This is a genomic window from Sorangium sp. So ce124, from assembly GCF_051525235.1.
GTDB lineage: Bacteria > Myxococcota_A > Polyangia > Polyangiales > Polyangiaceae > Sorangium > Sorangium atrum.
Genome location: NZ_CP150312.1, coordinates 9,491,523 through 9,515,972, shown reverse-complemented (window position 1 = coordinate 9,515,972; position 24,450 = coordinate 9,491,523). Strand labels below are relative to the sequence as shown.

The following is a 24,450-nucleotide window of genomic DNA, read 5'->3' as shown; positions in this document are numbered from 1 at the left end:
GCGGCGATCCTGGGCGTGATCGCGCGGCGTCCTCACGGCATTTCATCGAGCGGGAGCGCCGCGGAGAGCGCCCGCGTGATCCGCCCGACTTCGGCCGTGTCCTCCGCGGCGATCTCGATCGAGAGACGCGCCCCATCCATCGCAGCGGCGATCACGCAGGCGTCGCCGCGGTCGGCGACCTGCACCCAGTCGTTGGAGAACCAGAGCGGCGCGAGCCCGAGCGGCGCGAGCAGCGGCGCAACTTGCGGGAGCAAGCCGGCGCTCGCCGTGCGCGCGACGAGGCGGGTCGCTGCGGGCAGGACGTTCAGGCGCAGGAGCCGGACCACATGGGTGCAGATGGCCTCCGGGAGCGAGCCCGCGACGGGGCGGAGCCAGAACCTGAGGATCTCGTCGAACGCCTCGGTGCGACCCTCCGGGAACACGACCACGCGGGGGCCTCCCGGCGCGCCGGCGTGGAGGTAGAGATCGAGGTAGGGGTCGTCCTTCGCGACGCCGATGAGGACGTACTCGGCCGGCGGGACGAACGACCGGGTGCGATAGCGCTCCGTGAGCGCGGCGATCGCGAGGCGGGTGCCGCGGATCGAGATCCAGTCGGGATCGCCGCCCATCGCCGCCAAGAACCCCTCGTACACCGCGGGCAGCGGGCCGCCGGCGAGGCGCGCGAGCTCGTCGAGCTCCGCCCGGCTCGCTCCCCGGATGTAGCGGGGGAACGCCGGGTCGAAGTCGGCGACGAACGCGACGACGCTCTCCATGGTGCCCTTCATCTTCCCTCTCAGAAGAAATATTCCTCGATCTCGCCCTTGATCTTCTCCCGGGCGTCTCGGGCGCACGACACCCATTTCTTCCGCAATATCTCCTCGATCTCGAGATCGCTCTTCTCTGCCTCTGCGCGGGGCCTGGCCTGGGTCTTCTTCTTCCGCGCGCTCGCGGGGAGCCCCTTGCCCAGCGCGGGCAGCCCGCGCTTCGCTTCCTCGTTCAACTCCCGCTCGAGTCGTTGCTGGTACTCGAGAACCTCGCCGTTGAGGGCATCCTCCCGCTTCTGCAGCGATCTCCCTTTGAGTGTTCCCGCTTTTTTCTCCGCTTCGATCGCGGCCGAGAGTCTCTCCCGGTACTCGGCAGCCATGCGTTTTGCCTTCTCCTCGTTGGCATCCTGTATCGACTGCTCCTTCTCCTTCTCCCTCCGCTTCGCGTCGGCCTCGGCCTGCTTGTCCGCGAGGGAGCGCATTGCGCGTCGGTTGTCCTCGCGCTCCTTGCGCATCTCCTTCCCCTCCTGTTTCACCTTCTCTTCGCACGCGCGCAGCAGCAGCGCGAGCTCCTGCTTTCTCTCCTGGATCTGGGCTTCGATGAAGAGGTTCCGGCGCTCGACGACGTACGTGTCGACCCCGCAGAGCTGGGTGCCGAGGTTGCCTTTGCAGGTATCGCAAGAGTCACAAAACACGCCGTCGCGCCCGGATCCCTTCTCGAACCACATTTCGGCGAGGCCGATCGGGATCAGGCGCCTCTCTACGGCGTGCTGAAGGAGCTTGGGCGCTGCACAGACGCCGATGTCGTTGTCGTGAACCTTGAACCAATCGAACGCCTTGGAACCGCGCGTCGGAACGAAGCACCTGAACTCCTTGTCGAGCGGCGGGCACCAGTCTTCCCAGTCCGAGCCACCGACGAGCCCCGAGAACGCCTTGAGCTCGACGAGCCCTCCGCTCTGGTCGAGGCACACGAGCACGCCGAGCATCTTCCCCTTCTCGCGCAGGGCTCTCATAAAAGGTGAGCCCTTCTCCTCGAGCCGAGAGAGAGCCTCTACGAGCTTGTGCATGCGCTGCTTGGCATATGCTGTTCGACCAATGGCGTGCTGCTCCTTGCAGTGGATGCACGGCCCGCCGTGCGGGACGCCGGGGGAGGTGGCCTGGCCATCACAGTGTATCTCGATGTTCGATGGTTGCCTGTCCGCGAACCGCTCCAGCAGCTCGCGATACAGCTTGTCGAGCTGCTCCTCGAGCTGCTTCTCGAGCTGGTCGCCCGACCCTGGATCGCGCCCCCACGCGCCGTAGTCCTCGGGGCCCGGCGTGTTCACGCAGAGCCGCCCCCGCCCTCGTCGAGCCCCCAGGCGCGCGCGTCGTAGCGGCGCATGGCGCGCTGCCAGTCCTCGCCGCGGATGCGCTCGAAGAGCTGCCCCACCCGCTCGTCCGGCGGCCTCCCGCGCGCCGCCAGGACGGCGCGGATGGGCGGGTACTCGTCGAAGTTGGGCGCGATCTTGAACATCAGCGCCACGAAGGTGGCGATCGACGACTCCCACGTGAGGCCGTGCGACCGTGCCCTGGCGACGCCGCGCTCGATCCTGCGGCGCATGACGGGGGCGGGGACCCCGCCGACCGCGTCAGGGTGGTGCTCGCGGAGGTGCGCCCCGAGCGCCTCGACGAAGCGCGCCTCCTGCGCCTCCGCGAGCGCTCGCCGCTGCTCGTCGCGAATCTTGAGCATGGACCCGCGGGCGAGTATCGCACAGCGCCTTCGAGATCGCGTCCCCCGGTTTCATCCGCCGCTCCAGCGCGGCCTGCCAGCGACACCAGCCCTCGATCGCCGCGTGGAGCGCCATGATGAGCTCCGCCATGTGTCGAATGGGAATGCGTCCGGCGGCGCCTCGACGCTCGTCGCGCCGGCGGGGCTACGCCATCATCCGCTTCCACTGCTCCGTGAGCCGCTGCGGCGAGACCGGGACAGCCGCCTTCAGCTCGGGCGCGAAGAGCGACACCCTGAGCTCCTCGATCAGCCAGCGGAACGACTCGAGCTCTTCCGCGGGCACCCCCTTGTCGCGCAGCCCCTGCTGGTGCTTGAGGTAGTCCTGCCAGAACGGCAGCACCTGCGCGGCCTTGCTCTGGTCCTTCTGCGGCCCGTTGGGCAGCCGCTCGAGCCGGATCTGCGCGGCGCGCAGGTACCGGGGCAGGTGCGCGAGCCGGTCGACCGGGGCGCGCGAGAAGAGCCCCACCGGCAGCAGGAAGTCGACCTGCGTCCGCACGTCGTCGAGCGCCGGCCTCGACGCGCCCGGCTTCCCCGTCATCGACCGGAGCATCGCCTGCACGCGGTCGAGCTCGACGCCGATCTCCCGCGCCAGCCCCGCGAGCTTCCCCAGCACGCCCTGCAGCGACCCGCGGCCCTTGTCCAGGCGCGCGAGGAACGCGGCCTTCGTCCTCGGAAAGGCGCCGGGATCGCCGAGCTGGAACGCCTCGTCGAGCGCGCGCAGCGCGATCTGCCGGGCGAGACCGGGCTCGCCCGGGGCCACCTTGGCGCCGAGGCCGCTCACGGCCACGGCGCTCCGCAGCGGCTGCTCGAGCTGGCTCATCTTGCCCCCGAGCTGCAGCAAGAGGAGCCGCCGCAGCCCGGCGCGCGTCGCCTCGGCCGCCGCGGCCCTCGAGGCGAGCACGCGCACCGACACGGACGTCTCCCCGTCGATCAGCGCCGGGTAGCCGAACACCTTGTGGCGCCCGGCGTCGACCTGGACGCGCTCGGGCAGCGCCTCGACGCTGAACGACGTGAGCCCGTCCCGCTCCAGGCCCGCCTTGCCGACCCTCGCCCAGGCCTCGCGCGCCCGGCCGGACAGCCGCTCCTTGAGCTCCCGGAGCTCGCGCCCCTCGCCGATCACCCGGCCGTCCTCGTCGACCACGCGGAAATAGAAGCGCAGGTACGGCGGCAGATCCTGGGGCCGGAACGCGTCGGCGGGCACGCGCTCGCCGGTGCGGTCCTCGACCGCGCGCGCGAGGACGGCCCGCAGCGGGCCCTGGAACGGCCGTAGCTCCGCCGCGATCTCCCGGGCGACCTCGCGGAGAGGGGCGAGCGGGACGAGCGCCTTGCGGAGCGATTTCGGCAGCGACTCGAGCAGCTGCGCGATCTTCTCGGCGTGCCACCCGGGGATCATCCACTCGAGCTCGTCGGGATCGGCCTGCGGCAGGAGCACGAGCGGCAGCGAGAGGGAGATGCCGTCGTCGTCCTCGCCCGGATCGAAGCGGTACGAGAGCGGCACGGCGGCGCCGTAGAGCTCGAGCGAATCGGGGAAGCGCTCGGGCGTGAGCTCCGCGGCCTCGTCGAGCAGGACGTCGGCGAGCGACAGGTGGAGCGCCCGCGGGTCCTCCGCCTCGGCCTCCTTCCGCCACGCCTCGAACGTCTTGCCGCTGTAGACGCCCTCGGGGACGCGCCGGTCGAAGAAGAGCTCGAGCGCGTGCTCGTCGGCCAGCATCTCGCTCCTCCTCGCCTTGTCGCGCAGCCGGCTGACCTCCTCGAAGAGCCGCCGGTTCGCGTCCATGAACGGCGCGCGCGTCGCGTACTCCTGCCGGACCAGCGCGTGGAGGAGGAAGATCTGGCGCGCGGACTTCGGGTCGATCGCCCCGAAGTCGACCCGCCGATCCCGCGCGATCGGCAGCCCGTACAGCGTCACCTGCTCCCGGGCCATCACGGCCGCCGGCTTCGCGGCCCAGTGCGGGTCGCTGTGGCTGCGCTTGCAGAGCGGCCCGGCCGCGGCCTCGATCCACGCGGGATCGACGGCCGCCGCCATCCGGGCGAAGAGCTGCGACGTCTCGACCAGCTCGGCGGCCATGATCCACGCGGGCGGCCTCTTCGCGAGGCCCGACGACGGGTGGAGCTGGAAGCGCGTCTGCCGGGCGCCCAGGTACACCTTGTTCTCCTGGTTCCACATGCCGATGCGGCTGAGCAGGCCGGGCAGGAGCGCGCGGTGGATGGCGTCGCCCTTCGCGGGCGCGTCGTTCGGCGAGAACCCCATCTCCTTCGTGATCCGGCTGATCTGCCGGTGCACGTCGGCCCACTCGCGCATGCGGAGGTACGAGACGAAATGGTCGCGGCAGGCCTTCCTGAGCTGGTTCTGGGTCAGCCGGCCCTGCGCGTCCTGGTAGAAGCTCCACAGCTTCAGGAGCCCCACGAAATCGGAGGCCTCGTCCTTGAACTTCCGGTGCGCGTCGTCGGCCTGCTTCTGGGCGGCGAGCGGCCGCTCCCGCGGATCCTGCACGCCGAGCGCTGCGGCGATGATCAGCACCTCGGCCAGCGCCCCCTCGCTCTCGCCGCCCAGGACCATCCGGCCGAGCCGCGGGTCGAGCGGCAGCCGCGCGAGCTTCCTGCCGATGTCCGTGAGCTCAGCCGCGTCGTCGAGCGCGCCGAGCTCCTCGAGGACCCTGTAGCCCTCGTCCACGGCGCGCTTCGACGGCGCGTCGAGGAAGGGGAAATCCTCGATGGCGCCGAGCCCGAGCGCCTTCATCTGGAGGATGACGCCCGAGAGGCCGACGCGGAGGATCTCCGGATCGGTGTACGCGGGCCGCCCCCGGTCGTCCTGCTCGTCGTAGAGCCGGAAGCACACGCCGCTCTGCACGCGGCCCGCGCGCCCCTTGCGCTGATCGGCGCTCGCGCGCGAGATGGGCTCGATCTGGAGCTGGGTGACGCCCGTGCGCGGGCTGTAGCGGTTGACGCGGGCGAGCCCGGAGTCGATGACGTACACGATGCCCGGGATGGTGAGCGACGTCTCCGCGACGTTGGTCGCGAGCACGATCCGCCGCCCCGGCAAGGACTGGAACACGCGCTGCTGGTCGCCCTGAGGGAGCCGCCCGTAGAGCGGCAGCAGCGTTGTGTGCGGCAGGCCGTGGCGCGTGAGCTCGGCCATCGTGTCGTGGATCTCCCGCTCTCCGGGGAGGAACACGAGGATGTCGCCGCGCGGATCGATCGAGGTGATCTCCTCGACCGTGGCGGCGACGGCGTCGGCGATCTCGGCCTCCCCGCTCTCCGGGCGGCGGTGGATGACCTCCACGGGGTACGTGCGGCCGGAGACCTCGATGACCGGAGCGCCGCCGAAGTAAGCCGCGAACCTGTCGGTCTCGAGCGTCGCGGAGCTGACGATGACGCGGAGATCCGGGCGCTTCGGCAGCAGGCGCTTGAGGTAGCCGAGCAAAAAATCGATGTTGAGGCTGCGCTCGTGGGCCTCGTCGATGATGAGCGTGTCGTAGCCCGAGAGCCGCGGATCGCCCTGGATCTCGGCGAGGACGATGCCGTCGGTCATGTACTTGACGTACGTGGCCGGGCTCGTCCTGTCCGAGAAGCGGATCTTGTAGCCGACCTCCTTGCCGAGCTCGACGCCGAGCTCCTTGGCGACGCGGGCCGCGACGCTGGTCGCGGCGATGCGGCGCGGCTGCGTGACGCCGATCCGGCCGGAGAGGCCGCGGCCCATGGCCAGGCAGATCTTGGGGAGCTGCGTCGTCTTGCCCGAGCCGGTCTCGCCCGCGACGATGACGACCTGGTGCGCCTCGATGGCCCGGGCGATGTCGAGCACCCGCGCCGAGATGGGCAGCTCCTCGGGAAAGCGGACCGGGCCCCCCGAAGCGGGCGGGGACGAGGTCCGGCCGCCGGGGGCGGGCGGAGGGGAGGACTGCTCTTGCTGAACGCGGGGGCTCACGGTGCGCGAGGGGGTAGCACCTCCTGCCGCGGGGCGCCGTCCGAAGCCGCTCGCTCGCCACCCGCGACCCGCGCGCCCATCGACGGACCCCTGCGGACGAAGATGGAGGGATGCGCGGTATGACAGCGCGAGCGCGCGGCGCGGAGTCGTCGGCATTCGGCATCGCGGCGGAGGGCGTCGTCACGCCGGAGGGAACGCGTGGATAAAGAAGCCGGATCGCTGCGCGAAGAAGTGTGGCGCGGCGACCCGAAGTGGCGGGACCGCGAGCGTCGCGACGCATCGTTGCTGCCTGCATGCCTTGCGGGACAGACGCACGCCCCTGGTCAAGATCCTCGGGGAGGTGCCCCGGTCGATAGGCAACAAAAAGGGCGAAACACGAGTCAGACCGGCTTGGAATTCCTTCTCCCTTGGATCGTCGTGGACAGCGACGTTGAACGCGCTGGAGCCGATCTCGACGCCCTCGTCGCGCCTTGACGTCAGCGCCCCGAGATGTTCGCTGATCGACCCTCGATCGCCGTCGTCCGAGCCTTGACAATCTCCTTGTATTACAAATAATCAGGCGACTGTTTGCTGCCATCAACCGATTCGGGGGAGGTCACAGATGAGATTGCGCGACAGAGGACTGTCGGTAGGCGGTTCGTCGCTGGTCATGCTGGGCATGTTGCTGAGTGCAGGCAGCAGTGAGGCCGCCACGTGGTACGTCAAGGCTGATCCGCCGCATGCAGGCAACGGCTCGAAGAATCGTCCCTTCAACTCGTTACAGGCCCTGGAGGCTCGTTCCGGCCCCGGCGACACCCTTTATGTAATTCAGTCCCATGGCGTGCTCGACGGTGGGATTCAGCTGAAGGACGGACAACAGCTGATTGGATTGGGCCCCAAGGTGACGGTCGCCAACCCCCATAGCGCCCGCGCGACGCTCACCAATACGAGCGGCGCCCGCTACGACGGCGACGTGATCCGGCTGGCCAAGAACAACGTGGTTCGGAACATTCATATCGACAACGCGTTCCGCTCGTCGATTCTCGGTATCAACGCCGAGAATCCACGTATCGAGGACAACCTGATGACCAACGACATGGCGGTCCACGATCTGTTCGAGATCGAGGGGCCGCCGCCCTCGACGTGCAGCGGCACGACGTGCACCGGCGAATGGCCGAATGGCTACATCCTCTTCGCGCCTCAGACGAACCACTTCGGCGCCATTACCCTGGTGTCGTGCGGTCCGGACGCGCGGGGGATGCCGAAGCTCGATGTGCAGCTGCAGACCCAGAGCTACTGCAGCTTTCTCGGCGCACCGGGATCGATCGCCGACGCTGGGACCGTCACCATCAAGCGCAACGTGATTCGCGACAGCAATTCTGACGGGATCATGCTCATCGACGACACGGGCGTGACCTCCACGTTCGACGTCGATCACAACGTCATCAAGGACCTGTCGCAGGACCTTCCCGATCCGACGACGGTCGGGATCACCGACCACGTGGTCCGGTCGAGAGGCATCACGCTCATCACGATCGACCACTCCGTCTCGAACCTGGAGTTGACCAACTACGACGCGTCGAACCTCTCGCCTTTCGGAACGTTCGCGGCCGATGGCCTGGTGTTCCTGGCCTGCGGCTACAGCCCCCTCGTGGACGCGGACGTGTGGGACGTCTCGATCAGCAATCCGTTCCTCACGGGCGACAACGCCAACGGCGATTCGATCGAGATCCAGCACCACGCGAGCGCGGACGGCATCCTGAACGTCGACATTCGCCGTGCTCATCTGAGCGATCCAGCGAGCACGAACGTCAAGCTCATCGATGCCGCCAACCCGCAGAACGGCACCTACAATGTCTCGATCAGCGACTCCGTTCTCAGCAACAGGAACACGAACGGCATCTACGACCCCGTGACCAACAACAACGGCAACGAGGACGCGCAAATTCGGTACAGCGGGACGGAGACGCCTCAGACCAAGGCAATCAATCTCACCGTTCGGAACGTCGACATCTCGGGCCTCGGCCGCGGGATCGGGTTGAGGGTGGCACCGACCCGGACCGTGAACACGAACAAGATCGACCAGCTTCACATCCTGGTCGAGAACTCCTCGTTCGAGGACCTGACGGGAGAGGCCGTCTACTGGTCGCAGTCGAGTACCGTGCCGATTGGAGCGGTTGGCGGGGCTATCATCGATCTGGGCGGCGGGACGCTCGGGAGCGTCGGGAACAACCGCTTCGTCAACAATGGCGTACCCGGCAATCTGCCGCCAGGAGTGAATCCAGCCGGCATCGATCCTGTCGCCCCGGTCGACGGAGACGTGTCGGTGTCGTTCTCGCCGGCAGACGAGGTTCCGGACTCGCGCATTTACCTGTTCGCCGAGCACAACTACTGGGGAGGCGGGGCGCCGGTCATCTCGACGACCCCGGGCGGGGCGCCGATCACGGACATCTATTTCACGCCGCCTGGTGTCGTCTTCGCGGGCGTCACCGATTATTTGACCGTGGATCCGCAGCCCTAGCGCGATTCCGGCACCGAGGCGCCCCCGGTCCGAGTCGTTGTCGGTGCCCATGCCTTCAGCCCGTCCGCTACACCGGCCCCGCGGCGGGAGCGGGCGGCGTTCTTTCACTTGAACGTGATGTTGGACACGTACTGGTTCACGTTCCAGCCGTTTCGCCCCGTGACCTTGTTGCCCTGGATGGTGAAATTGTCGAAGTGAATCCCATTGAAGTTCACTGTGCTCGACTTGCCGTGAATGTAGATCTCTTTGTTCACGGCAGAGGCAACATTGTTGATGAACACTTCCTTGACCGTGGCCCGGTTGGGAGCGTTGCGCCAGGTCGCCGTTGCATCTTCTTCGAAGTCGATGATCCTGCCGTCGACCGTCTCGACCCTGACGTCCTGCCAGGTGATGTTCTGGATGACAGCGGTGTCATCCGCGTTGATCCCGAGGGCCCGGCCGGCCTTGACGATGTCGAGGTCTTTGAAGGTGATATCCTCGATCACCTGGCCGTAGGTCTTGGTTCCGATCTTCGTCGCCGCTGAGTTGCTGTAGGCAACCACCTTCTCATAGGTGATGGCCTTGGTGTCCAGCTTGCCTTCTTGCTCGCGCTTCGGCGACATGCTGTCATCCCCGCTGTAGATGAAGGCGTTGTAGAGCTTACCGTTCGTGGAGCAGTCGAAGTCCACGCCGTCGGTTTGGTTGTAAGCTGTTGTGGTGGGGCGGCGATTGATCACCTTGAAGTTTTGGATGGTCACCTTGTCGCTGTCGAAGATCAGCGTGTTCCAGAAGACTGGATCGCGCACGACGATGCCGTCGACCAGCACGTCCGTGCTGTCGTCGATCCGGAGGGTGTTGATCTTGAAAGAGGGTGTATCGTTGTTGGTGCCACGGATCTTCGAGCCGTTGCCGTCGATCACCCCCCGCCCGAGGATCTTCGTGTTGCTCACCTTGTTCATGTGAACCACGCCGTGGGAAGTGTTTTCGACGGCCGGTGCGCCCGTGCCATTGTAGTCGCCCGTGCTGGTCGAGCCGTCCAGGATGGCGCCGGCCGCCAGATACATGGTCATGTTGCTCTTCAGCCACAATTCCCCGGTCTTGTAGCGTCCGGGAGGCACGTACAGGATGTTCTGCGCGGATCCGGAGGCGGCGTCGATGGCGGACTGCACCTTGGAGGTGACGAGCGCAGCACCCGTGTTGTCCACGTCGTAGTCTGCGAGGTTCTTCACGTTGGGATCGCCCAGTTTCGGCGGATTGACCTCTTGGTCGTCGATGAGGACGAACAGCAATTCCTTGGAGGCGATCTGCAGGATCAAGTAGTTGGGCCCGCTGTCGAAGGTGAGCGTGTCACCGTTCTTGGTCGCCGACAGCATTCGGCTCTTCGGGCTCAAGGTGTAGGAGCTGAAGCCGCCGTTCACCGTGACGGTGACGGTCGCCTTGCAGCCGCTTGCCACGCCGAAGTGGGCGTAGTGCACCTGCATCTCCTGGCCAAACTTGGTCATCTTTTCGACGAATTGCGCCGCCCCGTTGGCCGTCACCGTATAGAGCGGGCTCTCGGAGGCGCCGGGAAGGGTAGGGTAGGTCAGCACTGCCCCGTCGGAATCGCAATCGATGGGCGCGGCCCCGCCGGAGCCTCCACCGCCCGTCTCACCTCCCGAACCTCCACCCGTCTCACCGCCCGAGCCCGAGGCAGCCCCACCATCCGCGGCACTGCCGCCCGCGTTGGTTGCACTGCCGCTTCCGCCTGCGCCATTGCCGCCGATCTCACCTCCGCCGGTGCCCGCTCCTCCGCCGGTGCCCGCTCCTTCGCCGGCTGTGACGCCGCCCGAACCTGGAGGAATGACCGTGCCGCCGCTGCTCGTTCCGCCTCCGTCGTCATCGCCGGTTCCGGAGCAGCCTGCTCCGAAAGCCAACGAGACGCCCAATGCGAGGCCCATCATGGTAGAAAGGTTCATCTTTGCTCCTCCAAACCGCAGCGGCCACCTTGGCGCTCGCGCGTCAATATTGCAGTGACGCAGGCGGATAGGACAAGCAAACGCGTTCCGCAAAGTCGAGATTCTCGGAGCCGTTCCTGACTCGTGCAGTCCGAGTGTACGAGATCATCGACAGAACAATCCTCATGCGATGAGACAGGCCTTCCACTCGTGAATCGCCTGCGATTGCCGCGACGTAGCACCAAGCGGAAGGCATCCTACCGTATGGCTGTACCGTACTGAGCTCGTCCAAACGGCCGCCGTCGCGGTTCGCGGCGCGTCGAATCCAACATCAGCCCACGGCAGCACAGCGCCCAGCGCGGTCGACACCCGCTCGCGCTCGACCTCGCCATGCACCATCGTCAGCAGCGGCCTGCAACGTCGGTCGGCTCGCCGAGCGCGGTGAGGAAGCGGGCGATGTTGCTCGGTTCGGTGATCATGGCGACGAGCTTCATCCTGCCCTTGCAGGCCGGGCACTCGGGGACATCGGGCGCCATACCGCATGTCCACTTGTACACCCAGAAGCTTCTCAGTCGGGGCCGCTGCGGACATGGGGCCTCCCGGCGCTCGGCGAGGGTGCGAGCGTCCTGCCCTGAGCTACCCCCCTTGCGCGCCCCGCGCAGAAGTCGACGAGCGCGCCCGCTTCAAGGCGCTGGCGCCGCGTCCCCGAGGCCGTCGGCGGCCCGCCCCATCCGCTCCAAGATCTCGCCCACTGCCCCGCCCGTCATGTGCTCGAGGTAGCGCACGCCCGCGATCTCGCCCCGGGTGGTGCTCCCCGGCGCTCCCGCCGGCGGCGGAGGCGCGACCGGCCCCGCTGACGGCGTCTCCGACGACGGACGCGCGGCCGCCGACCCCGCTGGGGGCGCCGGCGCCGGCTCGCGGCTGCACCCAGGTCCCGCCAGGAGGACCCACGCCGATGGAGAGGAGCAGGCGCAAGCGAAGGGGATGGGCCGACGGGTGGCGCATCGGTACAAGAGAATCGTGACGTTGCGGAGCTCGTTTGCTTGTCCTATCCGCAGGGACCCTCGCCGGAGTCGGGACGGAAGACGGAGGCCTCGGTTTGCCCGTCTCGGGTTTTCAAGGCGACTGTAGCACGTGACATCGATATCCTCGTGCGCGACGGCTGTGGAGTTGACGGGTTATCGAACGGGCGCCCCGGCAGCGCTCAGCGCGCCGCGGCGGGGGTCGGGAAGAATCGGTTGGGGGGCCGCGCGAGCCCCAGGTTCTCGCGCAGCGTTCGCCCTTCGTACTCACGCCGGAACAGGCCCCGGCGCTGGAGCTCGGGGACGACGCGATCGACGAAATCGTCGAGGCCGCCCGGCAGGTAGGGGAACATGATGTTGAAGCCGTCGCAGCCGTTCTGGATCAGCCACTCTTCCATCTGGTCCGCGATGGTCCCGGGCGTGCCGACGAACGCGAGCCCCCCGAAGCCGCCGAGGCGCTGCGCGAGCTGCCGCACCGTCAGCCCTTCTCGACGCGCCAGCTCGATCGCGCGTTCCCGCCCGCTCTGGCCGGCGTTCGTGGGCGGGATCTCGGGGAGCGGCGCGTCCGGATCGAACCGCGAAGCGTCGCAGCCGAGCGCGATCGAGAGCGAGGCGATGCTGCTGTCGAAGTGCACGAGGCTGTCGAGCCGCGCGCGCTTCTCCTGCGCCTCCTGGACGGTGTCCCCCACGACGACCAGCGCGCCCGGCAAGATCTTGAGTGTGTCGGGGTGCCGCCCCAGGCGCTCCAGCCTGCCCTTGACGTCGGCGTAGAAGCGGCGCGCGCCTTCCAGCGTGGATTGCGCCGCGAACACGACCTCTGCGGTCTCGGCCGCGAGCTGCCGGCCTGCTTCCGAGGCGCCCGCCTGCACGATCACCGGCCAGCCCTGCACCGGGCGCGCGATGTTCAAGGGACCGCGCACCGAGTAGTGCTTGCCCCGGTGATCCAGGACGTGTAGGCGCGCCGCGTCGAAGTAGATCCCGGCCTCGACGTCGCGCACGAGCGCATCGTCGGCGAAGCTGTCCCAGAGCCCGGTGACCACGTCGAAGAACTCGCGCGCGCGCCGGTAGCGCTCGTCGTGCTCGACGTGCTCGGTGAGCCCGAAGTTCAGGGCTGCGTCCGGGTTCGCGGTGGTGACGATGTTCCAGCCGGCGCGCCCGCCGCTCAGGTGATCGAGGGACGCAAAGCGCCGGGCCACGTGGAACGGCTGATCGAACGTTGTCGACGCGGTCGCCACCAGGCCGATGTGCTCGGTGGCGCCGGCGAGCGCGGAGAGCAGCGTGAACGGCTCGAACGACGTGACCGTATGGCTGCGCACGAGGGCGTTGAGCGGCATGTTCAACACGGCCAGGTGATCGGCCATGAAGAACGCGTCGAAGCGAGCCTGCTCCAGGCGTTGCGCGAAGCGCTTGAGGTGCGCGAAGTTGAAGTTCGCGTCCGGGTAGGCCCCTGGGTAGCGCCAGGCGCCGGTGTGAATGCTGACAGGGCGCATGAACGCGCCCAGCTTCAGGGTGCGTGCGACCACCGTTGAACCCCGAGCCGCGCGAGCGGCCACTCCGAGCATTTCGCCGTCATGCGGCGTGTCTACTATAGCGGATGCTTCGACGCTAGCGCGGATGGCGACCCGACCCGGGTTGGCCGACCAGCGGCGGCCCGGCGGCCTGACCCAGGTTGCGGCGGGCGACCCGACCCAGGTTGCCGGCGGGCGACCCGACCCAGGTTGCCGGCGGGCGACCCGACCCAGGTTGCGGCGACCCGACCCAGGTTGCGGCGACCCGACCCAGGTTGCGGCGACCCGACCCAGGTTGCGGCGACCCGACCCAGGTTGGATTGCACGCAGCCAGAAATCTCTGACAGGGTAGAAATCCACTGCCACCAGCCTTATTCGCTCGTACTGAACCCCTCCTCGCCCCGACGCCTCGCGAACCGACGGCTGTCCGAACGATGCGCAACCGTACGATCGTTGCGCAAGATCGCGTGATCGCTCCAGCCATCGAATCGCGCCATCGAGGTGATCGCCTCTTCGTTCCCCCACGATGAGCGTCATGGCCGCCTGCTTGCAATGTCCTCGCATCGAAGCACCTGGCGCACGCGTCGTGTACGCGACGCCAGCGTCATCAGCCAAACAACGAGGACCACGACCCATGAACCGATCGCGCAAGAACCGGATGACTCCCACGATGCATCGGTACGCTCCGCCGGGCGCCCTGCTGCTCGCCGTCGGGCTCTTTCCCGCATGCGCGACGCAAGGCGGACCCGATGAGTCCGACTCCGACACGCTCGGCGCCGGGCTCGCCTCGAGCGCGACCATGACCTGCTCGAAGCTGACCGTCCTCAAGGGGTCCACCGGAGGCCAGGGCGCTCAGGCCCTGGCGACGAAAGATCTGAGCGGCACGGCCGACACGTGGAGCAAGTATGTCGAGTTCAACCCCGGCAGCCAGGCTCAGTGCGAGTACGCATTGCCGGCCGGCGCCTCGGACGCCGACGTCTCGGCGCTCAGCCTGTCGGTGAACTACCGAGGACCCGCGAAGGCCGAGATGCTCTGGACCTTCGACGCCTGGGACTACGGCACCAGCACCTGGGTCAAGATCGGCGACAACGCGTTCGCTTCGTCCTGGGCCTGGAGCGCCGCCACCATCGCGCTCCCGTCCCCGCACGCTCGGTTCGTGTCGGGCGGCAAGCTCAAGATCCGCTATGGAACCACGAGCACCGCCGACGCGTCCGACGTCGACCTGCTGGTCCTCAACGCCACCCTCACCAGCGGGCCGCCGCCCGAGTGCGTCCCCGAGACCGACGCGCAGCTCTGCTCGCGGCTCGCCAGGAGCTGCGGCCCGCTCTCCGCCAATGACAGCTGCGGTAACTCCCGCACCGTGGCGAGCTGTGGAACGTGCTCTGGCGCCCAGACGTGCGGCGGTGGCGGGTCGCCTGGCGTGTGCGGCGACGCCGGCTCCACCTCCGACCCTAACCCCACCCCCAGCCCGGTGGCCGGGGCGTGCGGCGATCGCTCGAGCGGCAGGACGATCACCGTCGCGCCATCGGGCGGCGACCAAAGGACGATCCAGGCCGGCCTCAACGCGGCGGCCGCGGGCGACACCGTTGTCGTCAAGGCGGGCACCTACAACGAGAAGGTCTCCTTCACGAGGAGCGGCACCGCTGCAGCCGGCTGCATCACCCTCAAGGGCGAGGCCGGCGCGATCCTCGACGGGACCGGCAAGAGCGGCGTCGGAATCGACATCTCCAGCAAGAACTACATCAAGGTCACCGGCATGACGGTGCAGAACTTCAAGGGCAGCGGCGGCACGCCGATGGGCATCAGCGTGAGCGGCAGCTCGAGCTTCCTCGAGATCCGCAACAACCTCGTGCACCACATCGAGAGCTCCCAGGACGCCCACGGCATCGCCTTCTACGGGACGTCCGCGACGCCGATGACCGACCTCCTCATCGACGGGAACGAGATCCGGAACTGCAAGCTCGGCTCGAGCGAGGCGATGGTCCTCAACGGCAACGTCACCAAGTTCGTGGTGTCGCGCAACACGGTCCACGACAACGACAACATCGGCATCGACTTCATCGGCTTCGAGGGCACCGGCCCCTCGGGCTCGGACCAGGCGAGGGACGGCGTGTGCGTGGACAACATCGTCTACAACATCTCCTCGGCCGGAAACCCCGCGTACGACGGCGAGCGGTCGGCCGACGGCATCTACGTCGACGGCGGCAAGGACATCGTCATCGAGCGAAACAAGGTGGACTCGAGCGACATCGGCATCGAGATCGCCAGCGAGCACGCGGGCAAGACCACCAGCAACATCACCGTGCGGAACAACTTCGTGTCGCGGAGCTACCAGGGCAACATCATGATCGGCGGCTACGACACGAGCAGGGGCAACGCGGCGGACATCGCGGTGCTCAACAACACGCTCTACCAGGGCGCCGGCGGCGAGATCATCCTCCAGAACAACTCGAACGGCGTGCTCATCCAGAACAACATCCTCCGCGCCACGTCGGGCAACGACTACGTGAGCAGCGGCAGCAACAACAGGAACGTGACCGTCGACAACAACATCTTCTTCGGCGCGAGCCGCAGCTCGGCGGGCGCCTTCTCCGACCCGCACGCGAGGTTCGTCGACCCGCTCCTCGTCGGGCCCCCGTCGGACCTCCACCTGACCAGCGGCTCGCCGGCCGTCGACGCTGGCATCGATCTGGGCAGCCGGAGCGGCGCCACCGACATCGACGGCGGCGCGCGGACGAGCGGCACGCGCATCGACATCGGCGCCGACGAGCGCTGAAGCCGCGCCGACTCCGCGAGGCGCGGGGTCACGCAGGCCGGGTCGGGCGCCCTCGCCAGTAGGGTACAGCACTATGGTAGGATGCCTTCCGCTTGGTGCTACGTCGCGGTAATCGCAGGCGTTTCACGAGTGGAAGGCCTGTCTGAGCGCGTAGGTAAAAGAAGCCGGATCGCAGCGCGAAGAAGTGTGGCGCGGCGATCCGAAGTGGCGGGACATGCAGGTTTGGCTCGCTTCGCCCCGCGGGGTCGCCATGCCAAGGCCGAAGAGGGCGGCGCCCGCAGAGGTCGGCGCGGCGCGCTAATCGAGCGTATGGGCGATCCAGGTCACCGCGACGCCGTAGATCCGTGTGTCTGCCCATGTACTTATGACGACATCAAAGCTTTTTGTGGTGACGTTCTCCGTGCCCACGTCGAGGCGGGCGACTGCATTGTTATCGATGTTGATATGGGCGATGGATGCGTGCGCCGCGACGCCGCCGCCGTACGGCAGCCCAACCAGGATCGTCTTCCTGAAGACGCGCGGACCGCTGCCATCTCGGAATTGGACGAACTCCGGATCGTTGATGTCGATGTAAAACCTTCCACTCTTGATTTCCATGATCCCCCCTTTCGCCCCAGCTCACCGACACGGGCTGCGCCTGTGGATCGCCGTCCCGCCGAGAGTATTCCCGTCGAGGGAGAACATGCCTCCGGCTGCCGGCTCCGCAAGGGGGCGACGGGAAGCGCCGGCTGCCCGAACGCGCCTGATTCGCGCGGTGGTCAGAGCGAGCGAATGGCGGGCTTCCGGTGTGCGAGCTGGAGCGGCTGACGGGCTACACCAGCCGCTGGTTGAACCGGAAATTCGCAGAGCAGCTCGGCGCCAGTCCGAAAGGACTCGGCTCCATCCTGCGGCTCCAGCATTGTTACCAGGCGCTGCTCACGGGCTCCTCCGACGCGTTCCTCCAGAAGGCGTTTTACCGGCACTGCTACGACGAATCGCATTTTATCCGGGAGTTCAAGCGGTTCACCGGCATGCCACCGTCGAAGCTCCTGCGGACGAAGAACGACTTCGGCAGGCTGTTCTACGACGAGTGAGCTCCGATTTGTACAATACAGGATCGCCGGGCTCCGGTATTTCGGGAGCACACAGCCATGGTAAAGGCCGTCCCCTACCTGCGATTCAACGGCAACTACGTGCGCGGTCCCGCACGCGGCGCCCTGCGCCCCGAACCCCCAGTACGGCGGCCGCCGCGTCGGCGCTGGGGCAGCGGCCTCGAACGTCGGTCGGCTCACCGAGCGCGGTGAGGAAGCGGGCGATGTTGCTCGGCTCGGTGAGCATGGCGACGAGCTTCATCCTGCCCTTGCAGGCCGGGCACTCGACGACATCGAGCGCCAACGTGCGGCGCAGAAGCTCGGCGCGGGTCGTCGACCCCCCGGTAGCCGCCCCGCTTGCGTCTGGGAGCAGGCTCGTCGTCCGCCTTCGCGGGCTGTTGCGGCTTCGCCCCGACCAACGTCGCTACGTCTACCACCTGCTCGAAGACTGCCCGACGATCGCCGCCGGACAACGCCTTGCGCAGAAATTCACCCAGCTGGTCCGCGCCCGCGATGCCGGCGCGTAGGTAAAAGAAGCTCGACGCTCCTGCACGGGGGCCTCGCCGTGCTCATGGACGAGACCGTCGAGCGAGCGCTCGTGACCGACCTGCTCGTCTCTGCGGCCGTGCTCTCGACCGCGGCGCTCTTGATGAGATGAACCGGACCGCCGGTTTGTCGGCGGGGTTCTGCGCGGCGGGCGCGGTGGCCGCGGCGGTCCTGCCGACGCGCGCGTCCGGGATCTACGCCGCGGCGATGCTGGGTTCGCTGGCGACCGCGATCCAGCTGTGGCGGCGCGAGTCCGCGCCCCGCGCCGCCCGGGCGTCTCAGGATCGCGTCAAAGGGTCGTGATCGTCACGTCGTCGAAGCGCACGTCGCTCATCGCCCACGAGAACAGGGCGACCGAACCCCACGCGTACGTCACCTCGCTCGGCACCGCGAGCACCACCTGATCATTGACCTTGATCCGGTGCGTCGTCCCCTCGCGCTCGACCCGCACCGTCATCCATGCGTTCTGCGGCGGCACATAGCTCGTGTTGACCGCGAGCTCGGTGAAGACGCCGTTGTCCACCCGGACCAGGCGCGCGACGCTCAAGCTCGCGTCGAACATCACCCGGTAGTAGCTCGAGCCGGTGTCGTTGATGGCGTACATGAGGCCGAAGCCGTCGGGGTCGCCCGCGTAGATCTTCGCCGAGAGCGCTCCCTGCCCGAAGGCCGTGTGGGGCGCGACGAGGTAGGTCCCGCGCATGTCGACAGCTCCGTCGGCCGCGGTCTGGGGGTAATCGAACGCGCTGCCCGTCTCGGTCGCCGCTCCGCCTACCCCCTTCCAGCTCGGCGAGCTGTCGGTGACGCCCTCGTTGATCACGGTCCAGACGCTCGGCGCGACGCCTTGATCGAACGTCTCTTTGAAGGGGATGGTGCCCAGCTTGGCCACGTTGACCGAGCTCAGGTCCACGGTGACGACGGAGCCGGCCGCCTTCCCGCATGAGGTGGTCTTGATCTCCTCCCAGAGGACGTAATCGTGGGAGACCCAGGTGTGCCGCACCGACTGCAGGTTGACGTTCTCCACCGGGTAAAGCGACTGATCCTGGAGGCTCGCCGCGTAGATACCCTCGTATTCGTCCGTGAGCGTGCTCTTGGCAAGGTTGGGCAGGCCGTAGAGGCCGCCCCACGTGTCGTTGTGGAGGTCCTCCCATTTCTTGTAAGAATGCCCGCTCACCGAGGCCAGCTTGTATTGCCAGCCGAAGATCGAACCCGAGGAGAAATCGATCACGTCGAAGTCGTTCAAGGACTGAGAGGCCTGCTCGCTCACATCGAAGCTGAAGCTCGTGGACGGCCCCTCGACGCCCACGCCCGCGCCGACCGAGAACCCGTTCGACGTGGTGAACGTCGAGGACTCGTTGGCCGAGTGGGGCCTGTGGGCGTAGGGCGAGAGGCCCCCCGACAGGGGACGAATCGAGTGCTGGAGGGTCTCCTGGAAGTAGCCGCGGTTGTTCCCCGAGTTCCACTTGAGCCCGCCGGGGTTGTACTGGGTGCCATTGCCCGCGAAGACGACGTATTTGCCCTCGGGCGCGTTGGAGGCGAGGAGCGTCACAGTGAAGTTGCGGTCGATGACGGAGCGCTGGCCGTCGTCGCCGCACTCCCAGTTGATGGAGGGGGACGTCACGTTGTACGAGCGGTAGGTGCCCTCGGGCAGAGGCTCGGTCGCGAGCTGGGCGAGCGCGTGGGTCTTGTGGTCCGCGAGCAGGCCCTTGATCTCGGCGAGGAGCTCGCCCCGGGCAGGTAACGCCGTCTGCGCGACCTCGGACCTCGAGGCGATCCGGGGCTTTGCGTCGATGGTGATGGGCTCGGCCTCCGGCGCCGCGTCGAACAGCGCGTCGAGCTCGGCCTCGCTCCTTTCGAGCCTCTTTCCGAGCTCGGCCCGCTCGCCCGCGGTCATCCGGGCGTACCTCGCCTTCGCGGAGGCCGGCAAGCGCACCGAGCTGTGCTCCTCGGTCTCCTCGCCGGTGACGTCGCCAAAGACGCGCACGTCGAAGCGCTGGCCGCCTGGGCTGGGCGCCGCGTAGACGACTTGCGCGGACATCCCGATGCCCAGCGCCAGCGCGACCTTCTCGGCGTCGCGCGCGTTCTCGAGGATCACAGGCACCCCCGCGAGGCGCGCTGCCCGGAGCACGGACGCGTAGGAGCGGATGTCGTCCGCGCTCGCGGCCTCGGCGTCGATGAGCACGGCGGACGCCTCTGCCAGGCGGCTCGCGGGGCTCGGATCCGCGATGAGGTCCGCCCGGAACCTCGAAGGGGCGCCGTCCATGAGCTCCGCGAGCAGAGGGGCCTTTTCGCGTTGAATGGACGTGAGAGCGACGACAGGGCCCGTCGCGACATCGGCGGGCTCCGCGGCCGGGCCGCTGGGCTCCGCGGCGCCCGGCTCAGGGTCAAGGAAAGGATCCGCCTGGGTCTCTGGGGCAAGGCCCCCGCAGCCCGCGACGGCCAGGAGGGTGAGGGTCAGGGGAGAGAGGCGAGCCAGAAAGGTGAATTGTCGCATGGGGGTCCTCCCGGAACATTCGTTGCAGGGTGAGGTCGGACGCGCGGGCGGTGGGGGCGCCGATGCCCCTCGCTCCACGCGCTTCAAACCGTCTTCCGTAAACGGAGAGGAAGACCCGACACGGGCTCGGTCGATTTCTGGATCGACCGAGCCCGCGCTGTCTACAGGCTGTACACCCACCAGACGCGCATCACGCCGTCCCAGGGGTCGAGCGTGGTGAGGATGCGATACCGCCCAACGCGCAATCTCATGACACCGGCATGGTCAGCGGGGACGCGGCGGACGTCGCCCTCGCCGGTCGTGGCGAAGCGCTGCACGGCCGCGTCGATGCGTTCACCGTCACGCCAGTGGATCCGCTGAAGCGAGATGATGCCCGACGGCATCCACTCGACCTCCCAGCTCATCGACGCAGGCGCGCGCGCATCAGCTCGTCGAACTCCGCCCCAGCGCCTTCGGCTTCTGCCCGCCGCCGGAGCTCAGCCGTGACCACCTCGTGCGGGATCCCCTGGCCGTCCGCCCCAGCCTCCATCGCCGCGCGCTCCTCCTCCGTCAGCGGCTCGTCATCGATCGGCGCGCGCAGAACAGCCTGCCACACTGGGTCGTTCTCGGGGATGACCGGCAGCCGAGCAGGCACGGCGCTGTCTCGTCGAGGGCTCATGCCCGAGATGCTACTACGGGCCCCTCGTCAGATCGACGGCGCAGGATGTGGAAATTGTAGACTACTGACGGCAATGCGCGGCGTCAGCGGCGCCGATCCCGCTTCCAGCGCTCCTGCTCGGCGAAAGAGTGGGTCGAGCGCGGCGCAGAGCGTGCCGCAGAGCGTGCAAAGAGGCGCATCGGCGTGCCGCGGGCACACGTCGCCCTCCGGGCGTTCGGTCGGCTCACCGAGCGCGGGGGCCGTCCGCCCCGCCAGGGGCGACGGACGCGGGCCCCTGGAACGCGACCAGCGTGGCGAGCGTCAGCGGGGCTGCTCGGCCGGGGCGCTGTCCGGAGCGGTGCGCGGCGCGCTCGGCCGGGAGGACGGTAGCGGCGAGGGGTCCACCGCCGAATTCACGCGCCCGCGCCGGGCGGTGTCAACGTCCGCCTTGCCCGCGCACGTGGCGCGCAGGGCGCGGGCCGATCACGGCGGCTGTCGCTGCTGCTCGCGAAAGAACTCGATGCTTTGCCTCATCGCCTCCGGGACGGAGGTGAAATGATCCCCTGCAACCGGCACCACCTTGACGTCGAGCCCGCTGCGCTGCGCCAGGACGGCGAGCCGCTGGCTCGCGGGGCCGAAGAAGCGCTCCTCGCCGGACAGCCCGTGGTACAGCCGCACCGGGCACCGAAAGCTCGTCGCATAGGCAACCGGCGAGCGGATCTGGAACTCCCGTATGTCGTACGGGCTGAAAGGGATGAGCCTGGTGTGACCCGAGGACCAGTCAATCTGGTTGGGCGACCCGGAGAACGATGCGGCGGCGCGAAACCGGTCGGATCCCATCGCTGCGAGGAGGGTGAGTGTCCCTCCCACGCTATGGCCTGCGACATGGAGGCGATCGGGTTGCACATAGGGCAGCTTGGCCAGGGCGTCGGCGGCGGCGAGCACGTCGTCCACCTCGTGGAAGAACATCGAGAACCCGCCGGGGAGGCCGTTCTCTCCTCGCAGCATGGGCATGAGGACGACGAAGCCCGCGTCGCGATAGCGCTCTGCCATCTCCCAGTCATCGAGGGCGAAGGCGAACCCACCATGCAGGAACAGGACCGCGGGCAGGCGGCGTCCGTCGGCCGGGGGCTCACTGACCCATGCCTTGAGCTTGAGGCCGCCGGAGAGATACGATATCTCGCGCGCGCCCGGGGGCGGCGGGACGTTCTGGTAGCTCTGAGGTGCCGGATCCGTGGAGATGAGCTTGGTCTTGAACTTCGCGCGCGCCTCTGCATAAGGCTCGTCCTGCAGCTCGAGCCCTGGGGAGACCGGGGGCAGCGGCGCGGGCTCCGGCGCCGGCTCGGCCGTCTCCGCCGCGATCGGCGCGGCCGGCGCCGGCTCGGTGCCAGCTGGCGCGACGGTGGGCCCGCGAGCTGTTTGGGCAGCGCGCGGCACCTCCTGGCAGGCGAGCGCCGTGAGCGCCGTGAGCGCGATGATGGGTCGAAGCCGAGGGCGCGTGATGAGGGGCATGTCCAAGCCATGATCTATATCAACCATGGTAGTTCGTGGCAGCCCCTCAGATGAGGCGCCATGTGGGCGCACCTGTGCCCACACGCGCGGCGCCGTCCCGGGCGCTCGAAGGCCTCGTGATGCGGCTGCATACGAGATGAATACGTCGATCGGGACAACCGCAGGAATCACGAGGATAGCGTAACAGGAAGGAGCCAGGCGGACGAGCGGAGCGGGCTTTCATCAAAGCCTTTCCTTGTCATCCAGATGCTGGCGAGTCTGTACATCGAAGAGCGCTGGCCCCGAGGTGCAAGGCTTGTCCTCCGGTATCCGTCCTGTACGAGGGCCGGCTGCATCCGCACCGGTCGAATGGCATGGAGCGCTGGAGACGCCACCGCGTCGTCCCAGACCGAACGCCTCGACGAGGCGCCCGTCCCCGTCGGCCCTGGCTGGCCAGCGCGACCAATTTGCCGAGGGGGGAAGGAGAATTCAATCCTGTTCGTGGTAGGTTCACGCATTGCGCGCCTGCCCGATCGACGATGCAGCTCCGCTCGCATCCTTCGGCGGAGCCGTCCTCGAGCGCCGCGTGGACACGCAGGTGAACATTCTCGTTGATGGGGGCCCGATGATACGAATCAAGCTTCTTGGATTGTTGATGGCCGGTCTCTCGCTCTCGCTCGTGGCATGCGGCGAGGGCGAGGGGAGCAATGGGGGCAAGGCCGGCGGCGACACCGGCGGCGGAAGCAACACCGGCGGCGGGACCGACACCGGCGGCGGGACCGACACCGGCGGCGGAACCGATACCGGAGGCGGGACCGATACCGGCGGCGGAAGCGACACCGGCGGCGGAAGCGACACCGGCAGCGGAAGCGACACCGGCAGCGGAAGCGACACCGGCAGCGGAAGCGACACCGGAGGCGGAAGCGACACTGGCGGCGGGACCGACACCGGCGGCGGGACCGACACTGGCGGCGGGGATCCTCTCGACGGCGAGCAGCTCGGCGAGCTGACGGCCGCAGAGGCCCAGCAGGTGTGCGACGCCGTCGCCGGGTCACTCGATCTCTCGAAGGAGGACCTGTGCGACCTCACCGGGGTGCTCGCCAGCGTCGTGGATGGAACGGACTGCGAGACCGCCAGGGCGGATTGCATCCGCGCTCCGGAGGCGCCCGAGCCGCCCGGCTCGTGCGACACGGCCGGCTTCGCGGGCTGCACCGCCACGGTCGCGGAGCTCAAGGCCTGCATGATCGCCACGGGCGACGCCTTCGAGGCGATCACGTGTGCGTCGTCCATCGACGACTTCTCGCCGCAGCCCGCGGCGTGCGCGGCCGTCAACGTGAAGTGCCCGGGGCTCCTCGCAGGCGTCTGAGCAGGAGCGCGGGGGCGCGGTCGACATGCGTGCCCTCGCGCGCGAGCTCGGCACAGCCAGAAGCACGTGATCGGCCTGTCCCGCGAGCACGTCGGCGTTCCCCCAAGCTCCTCGCACGCCTCGTGCGCTTCAACCGGCTGGTGCGGCACCTCAAGACGGGCGCCACGGGACGTGGGCGGAGCTCGCCCAGCGGTTCGGCTACTGCGACCAGGCGCACCTCGCGCGGGATGTGGCGCGCAGGTAAAAGAAGCCGGAGCCTATTTCTATTTCTTCCCCACGCGCCTCTTCATCGCCGCGAGCTCCGCATCGATCTCGGCGTCCATGTTCCTCGACGGGAGCTCCCGGGCGGAGCTCGAGGACGGCTCCTCCGGAGGGGCGGCCGGTACCGGCTTCTCACGGTCGAGGCCGACCGCTCGCGCGACGCGCTCGGTGAGCGAGGCCTTCGGCTCCTCCGGGAGCTGCGGGACGTCGGCCGGGTCGAACGCCGTCAGGCACTGGCCGCACTGGACGACGTCCTCGGCGCTGTCCCATAGCGAGACGGCGACGAACAGGCTCACGTTGAACGTCTTCTTCGCCCGGTAGAAGACCCCGGCGGTCCCGCACTGCGGACACCCGCCCCGGAACTTCTCCCCCGATCGCTCCACCCGCTCGCGGGTGCCGAAGATGAGCGGGAGCTTCATGGATCGCTCCGTAT

General features: G+C 68.2%; 19 protein-coding genes. 6 read left to right on the top strand and 13 right to left on the bottom strand.

Features of this window, described 5'->3' with window-relative positions:
* Window positions 1-32: 32 nt before the first annotated feature.
* The 4 genes from WMF19_RS35830 to hrpA form a co-directional block, all read right to left on the bottom strand.
* Window positions 33-764, bottom strand: coding sequence for a hypothetical protein (locus WMF19_RS35830; protein ID WP_437894477.1), 732 nt, complete (start codon window positions 762-764; stop codon window positions 33-35).
* An 8-nt stretch (window positions 765-772) separates the two neighbouring features.
* The gene (locus tag WMF19_RS35825; RefSeq protein ID WP_437894476.1) at window positions 773-1,810 is read right to left on the bottom strand and encodes a hypothetical protein; all 1,038 of its coding nucleotides are present in this window, start codon (window positions 1,808-1,810) and stop codon (window positions 773-775) included.
* Between the two features lie 254 nt (window positions 1,811-2,064).
* Complete coding sequence (locus WMF19_RS35820) at window positions 2,065-2,472, bottom strand: hypothetical protein (protein WP_437894475.1); 408 nt, start codon at window positions 2,470-2,472, stop codon at window positions 2,065-2,067.
* A gap of 184 nt (window positions 2,473-2,656) precedes the next feature.
* Window positions 2,657-6,436 carry an ATP-dependent RNA helicase HrpA gene (gene hrpA / locus WMF19_RS35815; protein ID WP_437894474.1) on the bottom strand — a complete coding sequence of 1,260 codons (3,780 nt, stop codon included), beginning with the start codon at window positions 6,434-6,436 and terminating at the stop codon, window positions 2,657-2,659.
* Window positions 6,437-7,085: 649 nt separating this feature from the next.
* Here hrpA and WMF19_RS35810 point away from each other — a divergent pair.
* Complete coding sequence (locus WMF19_RS35810; protein ID WP_437894473.1) at window positions 7,086-8,936, top strand: hypothetical protein; 1,851 nt, start codon at window positions 7,086-7,088, stop codon at window positions 8,934-8,936.
* Window positions 8,937-9,040: 104 nt separating this feature from the next.
* Here WMF19_RS35810 and WMF19_RS35805 read toward each other — a convergent pair whose 3' ends face one another.
* The 3 genes from WMF19_RS35805 to WMF19_RS35795 all read right to left on the bottom strand — a co-directional run bounded on the left by WMF19_RS35805 (window position 9,041) and on the right by WMF19_RS35795 (window position 13,433).
* Complete coding sequence (locus WMF19_RS35805) at window positions 9,041-10,870, bottom strand: glycoside hydrolase family 28 protein (protein ID WP_437894472.1); 1,830 nt, start codon at window positions 10,868-10,870, stop codon at window positions 9,041-9,043.
* Between the two features lie 380 nt (window positions 10,871-11,250).
* Window positions 11,251-11,406: a hypothetical protein gene (locus tag WMF19_RS35800; RefSeq protein WP_437894471.1), complete on the bottom strand. Its 156-nt coding sequence runs from the start codon at window positions 11,404-11,406 to the stop codon at window positions 11,251-11,253.
* Window positions 11,407-12,053: 647 nt separating this feature from the next.
* Window positions 12,054-13,433: an LLM class flavin-dependent oxidoreductase gene (locus tag WMF19_RS35795; RefSeq protein WP_437901712.1), complete on the bottom strand. Its 1,380-nt coding sequence runs from the start codon at window positions 13,431-13,433 to the stop codon at window positions 12,054-12,056.
* A 580-nt stretch (window positions 13,434-14,013) separates the two neighbouring features.
* On the opposite strand from WMF19_RS35795, the gene WMF19_RS35790 reads away from it, so the two are divergent.
* The gene (locus WMF19_RS35790; RefSeq protein ID WP_437894470.1) at window positions 14,014-16,155 is read left to right on the top strand and encodes a right-handed parallel beta-helix repeat-containing protein; all 2,142 of its coding nucleotides are present in this window, start codon (window positions 14,014-14,016) and stop codon (window positions 16,153-16,155) included.
* Window positions 16,156-16,452: 297 nt separating this feature from the next.
* Here the strand turns inward: WMF19_RS35790 and WMF19_RS35785 are convergent, their stop codons facing one another.
* The gene (locus WMF19_RS35785) at window positions 16,453-16,752 is read right to left on the bottom strand and encodes an H-type lectin domain-containing protein (RefSeq protein ID WP_437894469.1); all 300 of its coding nucleotides are present in this window, start codon (window positions 16,750-16,752) and stop codon (window positions 16,453-16,455) included.
* Between the two features lie 188 nt (window positions 16,753-16,940).
* On the opposite strand from WMF19_RS35785, the gene WMF19_RS35780 reads away from it, so the two are divergent.
* From WMF19_RS35780 to WMF19_RS35770, 3 genes are all read left to right on the top strand, one after another.
* Complete coding sequence (locus WMF19_RS35780; RefSeq protein WP_437894468.1) at window positions 16,941-17,228, top strand: helix-turn-helix domain-containing protein; 288 nt, start codon at window positions 16,941-16,943, stop codon at window positions 17,226-17,228.
* Between the two features lie 221 nt (window positions 17,229-17,449).
* Window positions 17,450-17,752 carry a hypothetical protein gene (locus WMF19_RS35775; protein WP_437894467.1) on the top strand — a complete coding sequence of 101 codons (303 nt, stop codon included), beginning with the start codon at window positions 17,450-17,452 and terminating at the stop codon, window positions 17,750-17,752.
* Window positions 17,753-17,879: 127 nt separating this feature from the next.
* Window positions 17,880-18,074, top strand: coding sequence for a hypothetical protein (locus WMF19_RS35770; protein WP_437894466.1), 195 nt, complete (start codon window positions 17,880-17,882; stop codon window positions 18,072-18,074).
* On the opposite strand, the gene WMF19_RS35765 is transcribed toward WMF19_RS35770, so the two are convergent.
* From WMF19_RS35765 to WMF19_RS35750, 4 genes are all read right to left on the bottom strand, one after another.
* Window positions 18,061-20,262, bottom strand: a complete 2,202-nt coding sequence (locus WMF19_RS35765; RefSeq protein ID WP_437894465.1) for a hypothetical protein — start codon at window positions 20,260-20,262, stop codon at window positions 18,061-18,063. The genes WMF19_RS35770 and WMF19_RS35765 overlap by 14 nt on opposite strands.
* Before the next feature lie 161 nt (window positions 20,263-20,423).
* Window positions 20,424-20,666 carry a type II toxin-antitoxin system RelE family toxin gene (locus WMF19_RS35760; protein WP_437894464.1) on the bottom strand — a complete coding sequence of 81 codons (243 nt, stop codon included), beginning with the start codon at window positions 20,664-20,666 and terminating at the stop codon, window positions 20,424-20,426.
* A complete protein-coding gene (locus WMF19_RS35755; protein WP_437894463.1) occupies window positions 20,663-20,920 on the bottom strand; it encodes a hypothetical protein in 258 nt (85 codons plus the stop codon). Before WMF19_RS35755 ends, WMF19_RS35760 begins: the two co-directional genes overlap by 4 nt.
* Before the next feature lie 462 nt (window positions 20,921-21,382).
* A complete protein-coding gene (locus tag WMF19_RS35750; protein WP_437894462.1) occupies window positions 21,383-22,411 on the bottom strand; it encodes an alpha/beta hydrolase family protein in 1,029 nt (342 codons plus the stop codon).
* A 634-nt stretch (window positions 22,412-23,045) separates the two neighbouring features.
* Here WMF19_RS35750 and WMF19_RS35745 point away from each other — a divergent pair.
* Window positions 23,046-23,756 carry a hypothetical protein gene (locus WMF19_RS35745; RefSeq protein ID WP_437894461.1) on the top strand — a complete coding sequence of 237 codons (711 nt, stop codon included), beginning with the start codon at window positions 23,046-23,048 and terminating at the stop codon, window positions 23,754-23,756.
* A 263-nt stretch (window positions 23,757-24,019) separates the two neighbouring features.
* On the opposite strand, the gene WMF19_RS35740 is transcribed toward WMF19_RS35745, so the two are convergent.
* Complete coding sequence (locus WMF19_RS35740; RefSeq protein ID WP_437894460.1) at window positions 24,020-24,436, bottom strand: hypothetical protein; 417 nt, start codon at window positions 24,434-24,436, stop codon at window positions 24,020-24,022.
* Between the last annotated feature and the right edge of the window lie 14 nt (window positions 24,437-24,450).

What these genes read in the sequence shown, in the direction of transcription:
- WMF19_RS35785 (WP_437894469.1), bottom strand. Translation starts at nt 16,752, where the DNA reads ATGGAAATCAAGAGTGGAAGGTTTTACATCGACATCAACGATCCGGAG.
- WMF19_RS35760 (WP_437894464.1), bottom strand. Translation starts at nt 20,666, where the DNA reads ATGAGCTGGGAGGTCGAGTGGATGCCGTCGGGCATCATCTCGCTTCAG.
- WMF19_RS35740 (WP_437894460.1), bottom strand. Translation starts at nt 24,436, where the DNA reads ATGAAGCTCCCGCTCATCTTCGGCACCCGCGAGCGGGTGGAGCGATCG.
- WMF19_RS35765 (WP_437894465.1), bottom strand. Translation starts at nt 20,262, where the DNA reads ATGCGACAATTCACCTTTCTGGCTCGCCTCTCTCCCCTGACCCTCACC.
- WMF19_RS35775 (WP_437894467.1), top strand. Translation starts at nt 17,450, where the DNA reads ATGTTGCTCGGCTCGGTGAGCATGGCGACGAGCTTCATCCTGCCCTTG.
- WMF19_RS35805 (WP_437894472.1), bottom strand. Translation starts at nt 10,870, where the DNA reads ATGAACCTTTCTACCATGATGGGCCTCGCATTGGGCGTCTCGTTGGCT.
- WMF19_RS35750 (WP_437894462.1), bottom strand. Translation starts at nt 22,411, where the DNA reads ATGCCCCTCATCACGCGCCCTCGGCTTCGACCCATCATCGCGCTCACG.
- WMF19_RS35830 (WP_437894477.1), bottom strand. Translation starts at nt 764, where the DNA reads ATGAAGGGCACCATGGAGAGCGTCGTCGCGTTCGTCGCCGACTTCGAC.
- WMF19_RS35820 (WP_437894475.1), bottom strand. Translation starts at nt 2,472, where the DNA reads ATGCTCAAGATTCGCGACGAGCAGCGGCGAGCGCTCGCGGAGGCGCAG.
- WMF19_RS35825 (WP_437894476.1), bottom strand. Translation starts at nt 1,810, where the DNA reads ATGCACAAGCTCGTAGAGGCTCTCTCTCGGCTCGAGGAGAAGGGCTCA.
- WMF19_RS35745 (WP_437894461.1), top strand. Translation starts at nt 23,046, where the DNA reads ATGGCCGGTCTCTCGCTCTCGCTCGTGGCATGCGGCGAGGGCGAGGGG.
- WMF19_RS35790 (WP_437894470.1), top strand. Translation starts at nt 14,014, where the DNA reads ATGAACCGATCGCGCAAGAACCGGATGACTCCCACGATGCATCGGTAC.
- WMF19_RS35795 (WP_437901712.1), bottom strand. Translation starts at nt 13,433, where the DNA reads ATGCTCGGAGTGGCCGCTCGCGCGGCTCGGGGTTCAACGGTGGTCGCA.
- WMF19_RS35810 (WP_437894473.1), top strand. Translation starts at nt 7,086, where the DNA reads ATGCTGGGCATGTTGCTGAGTGCAGGCAGCAGTGAGGCCGCCACGTGG.
- WMF19_RS35770 (WP_437894466.1), top strand. Translation starts at nt 17,880, where the DNA reads ATGAACCGGACCGCCGGTTTGTCGGCGGGGTTCTGCGCGGCGGGCGCG.
- WMF19_RS35755 (WP_437894463.1), bottom strand. Translation starts at nt 20,920, where the DNA reads ATGAGCCCTCGACGAGACAGCGCCGTGCCTGCTCGGCTGCCGGTCATC.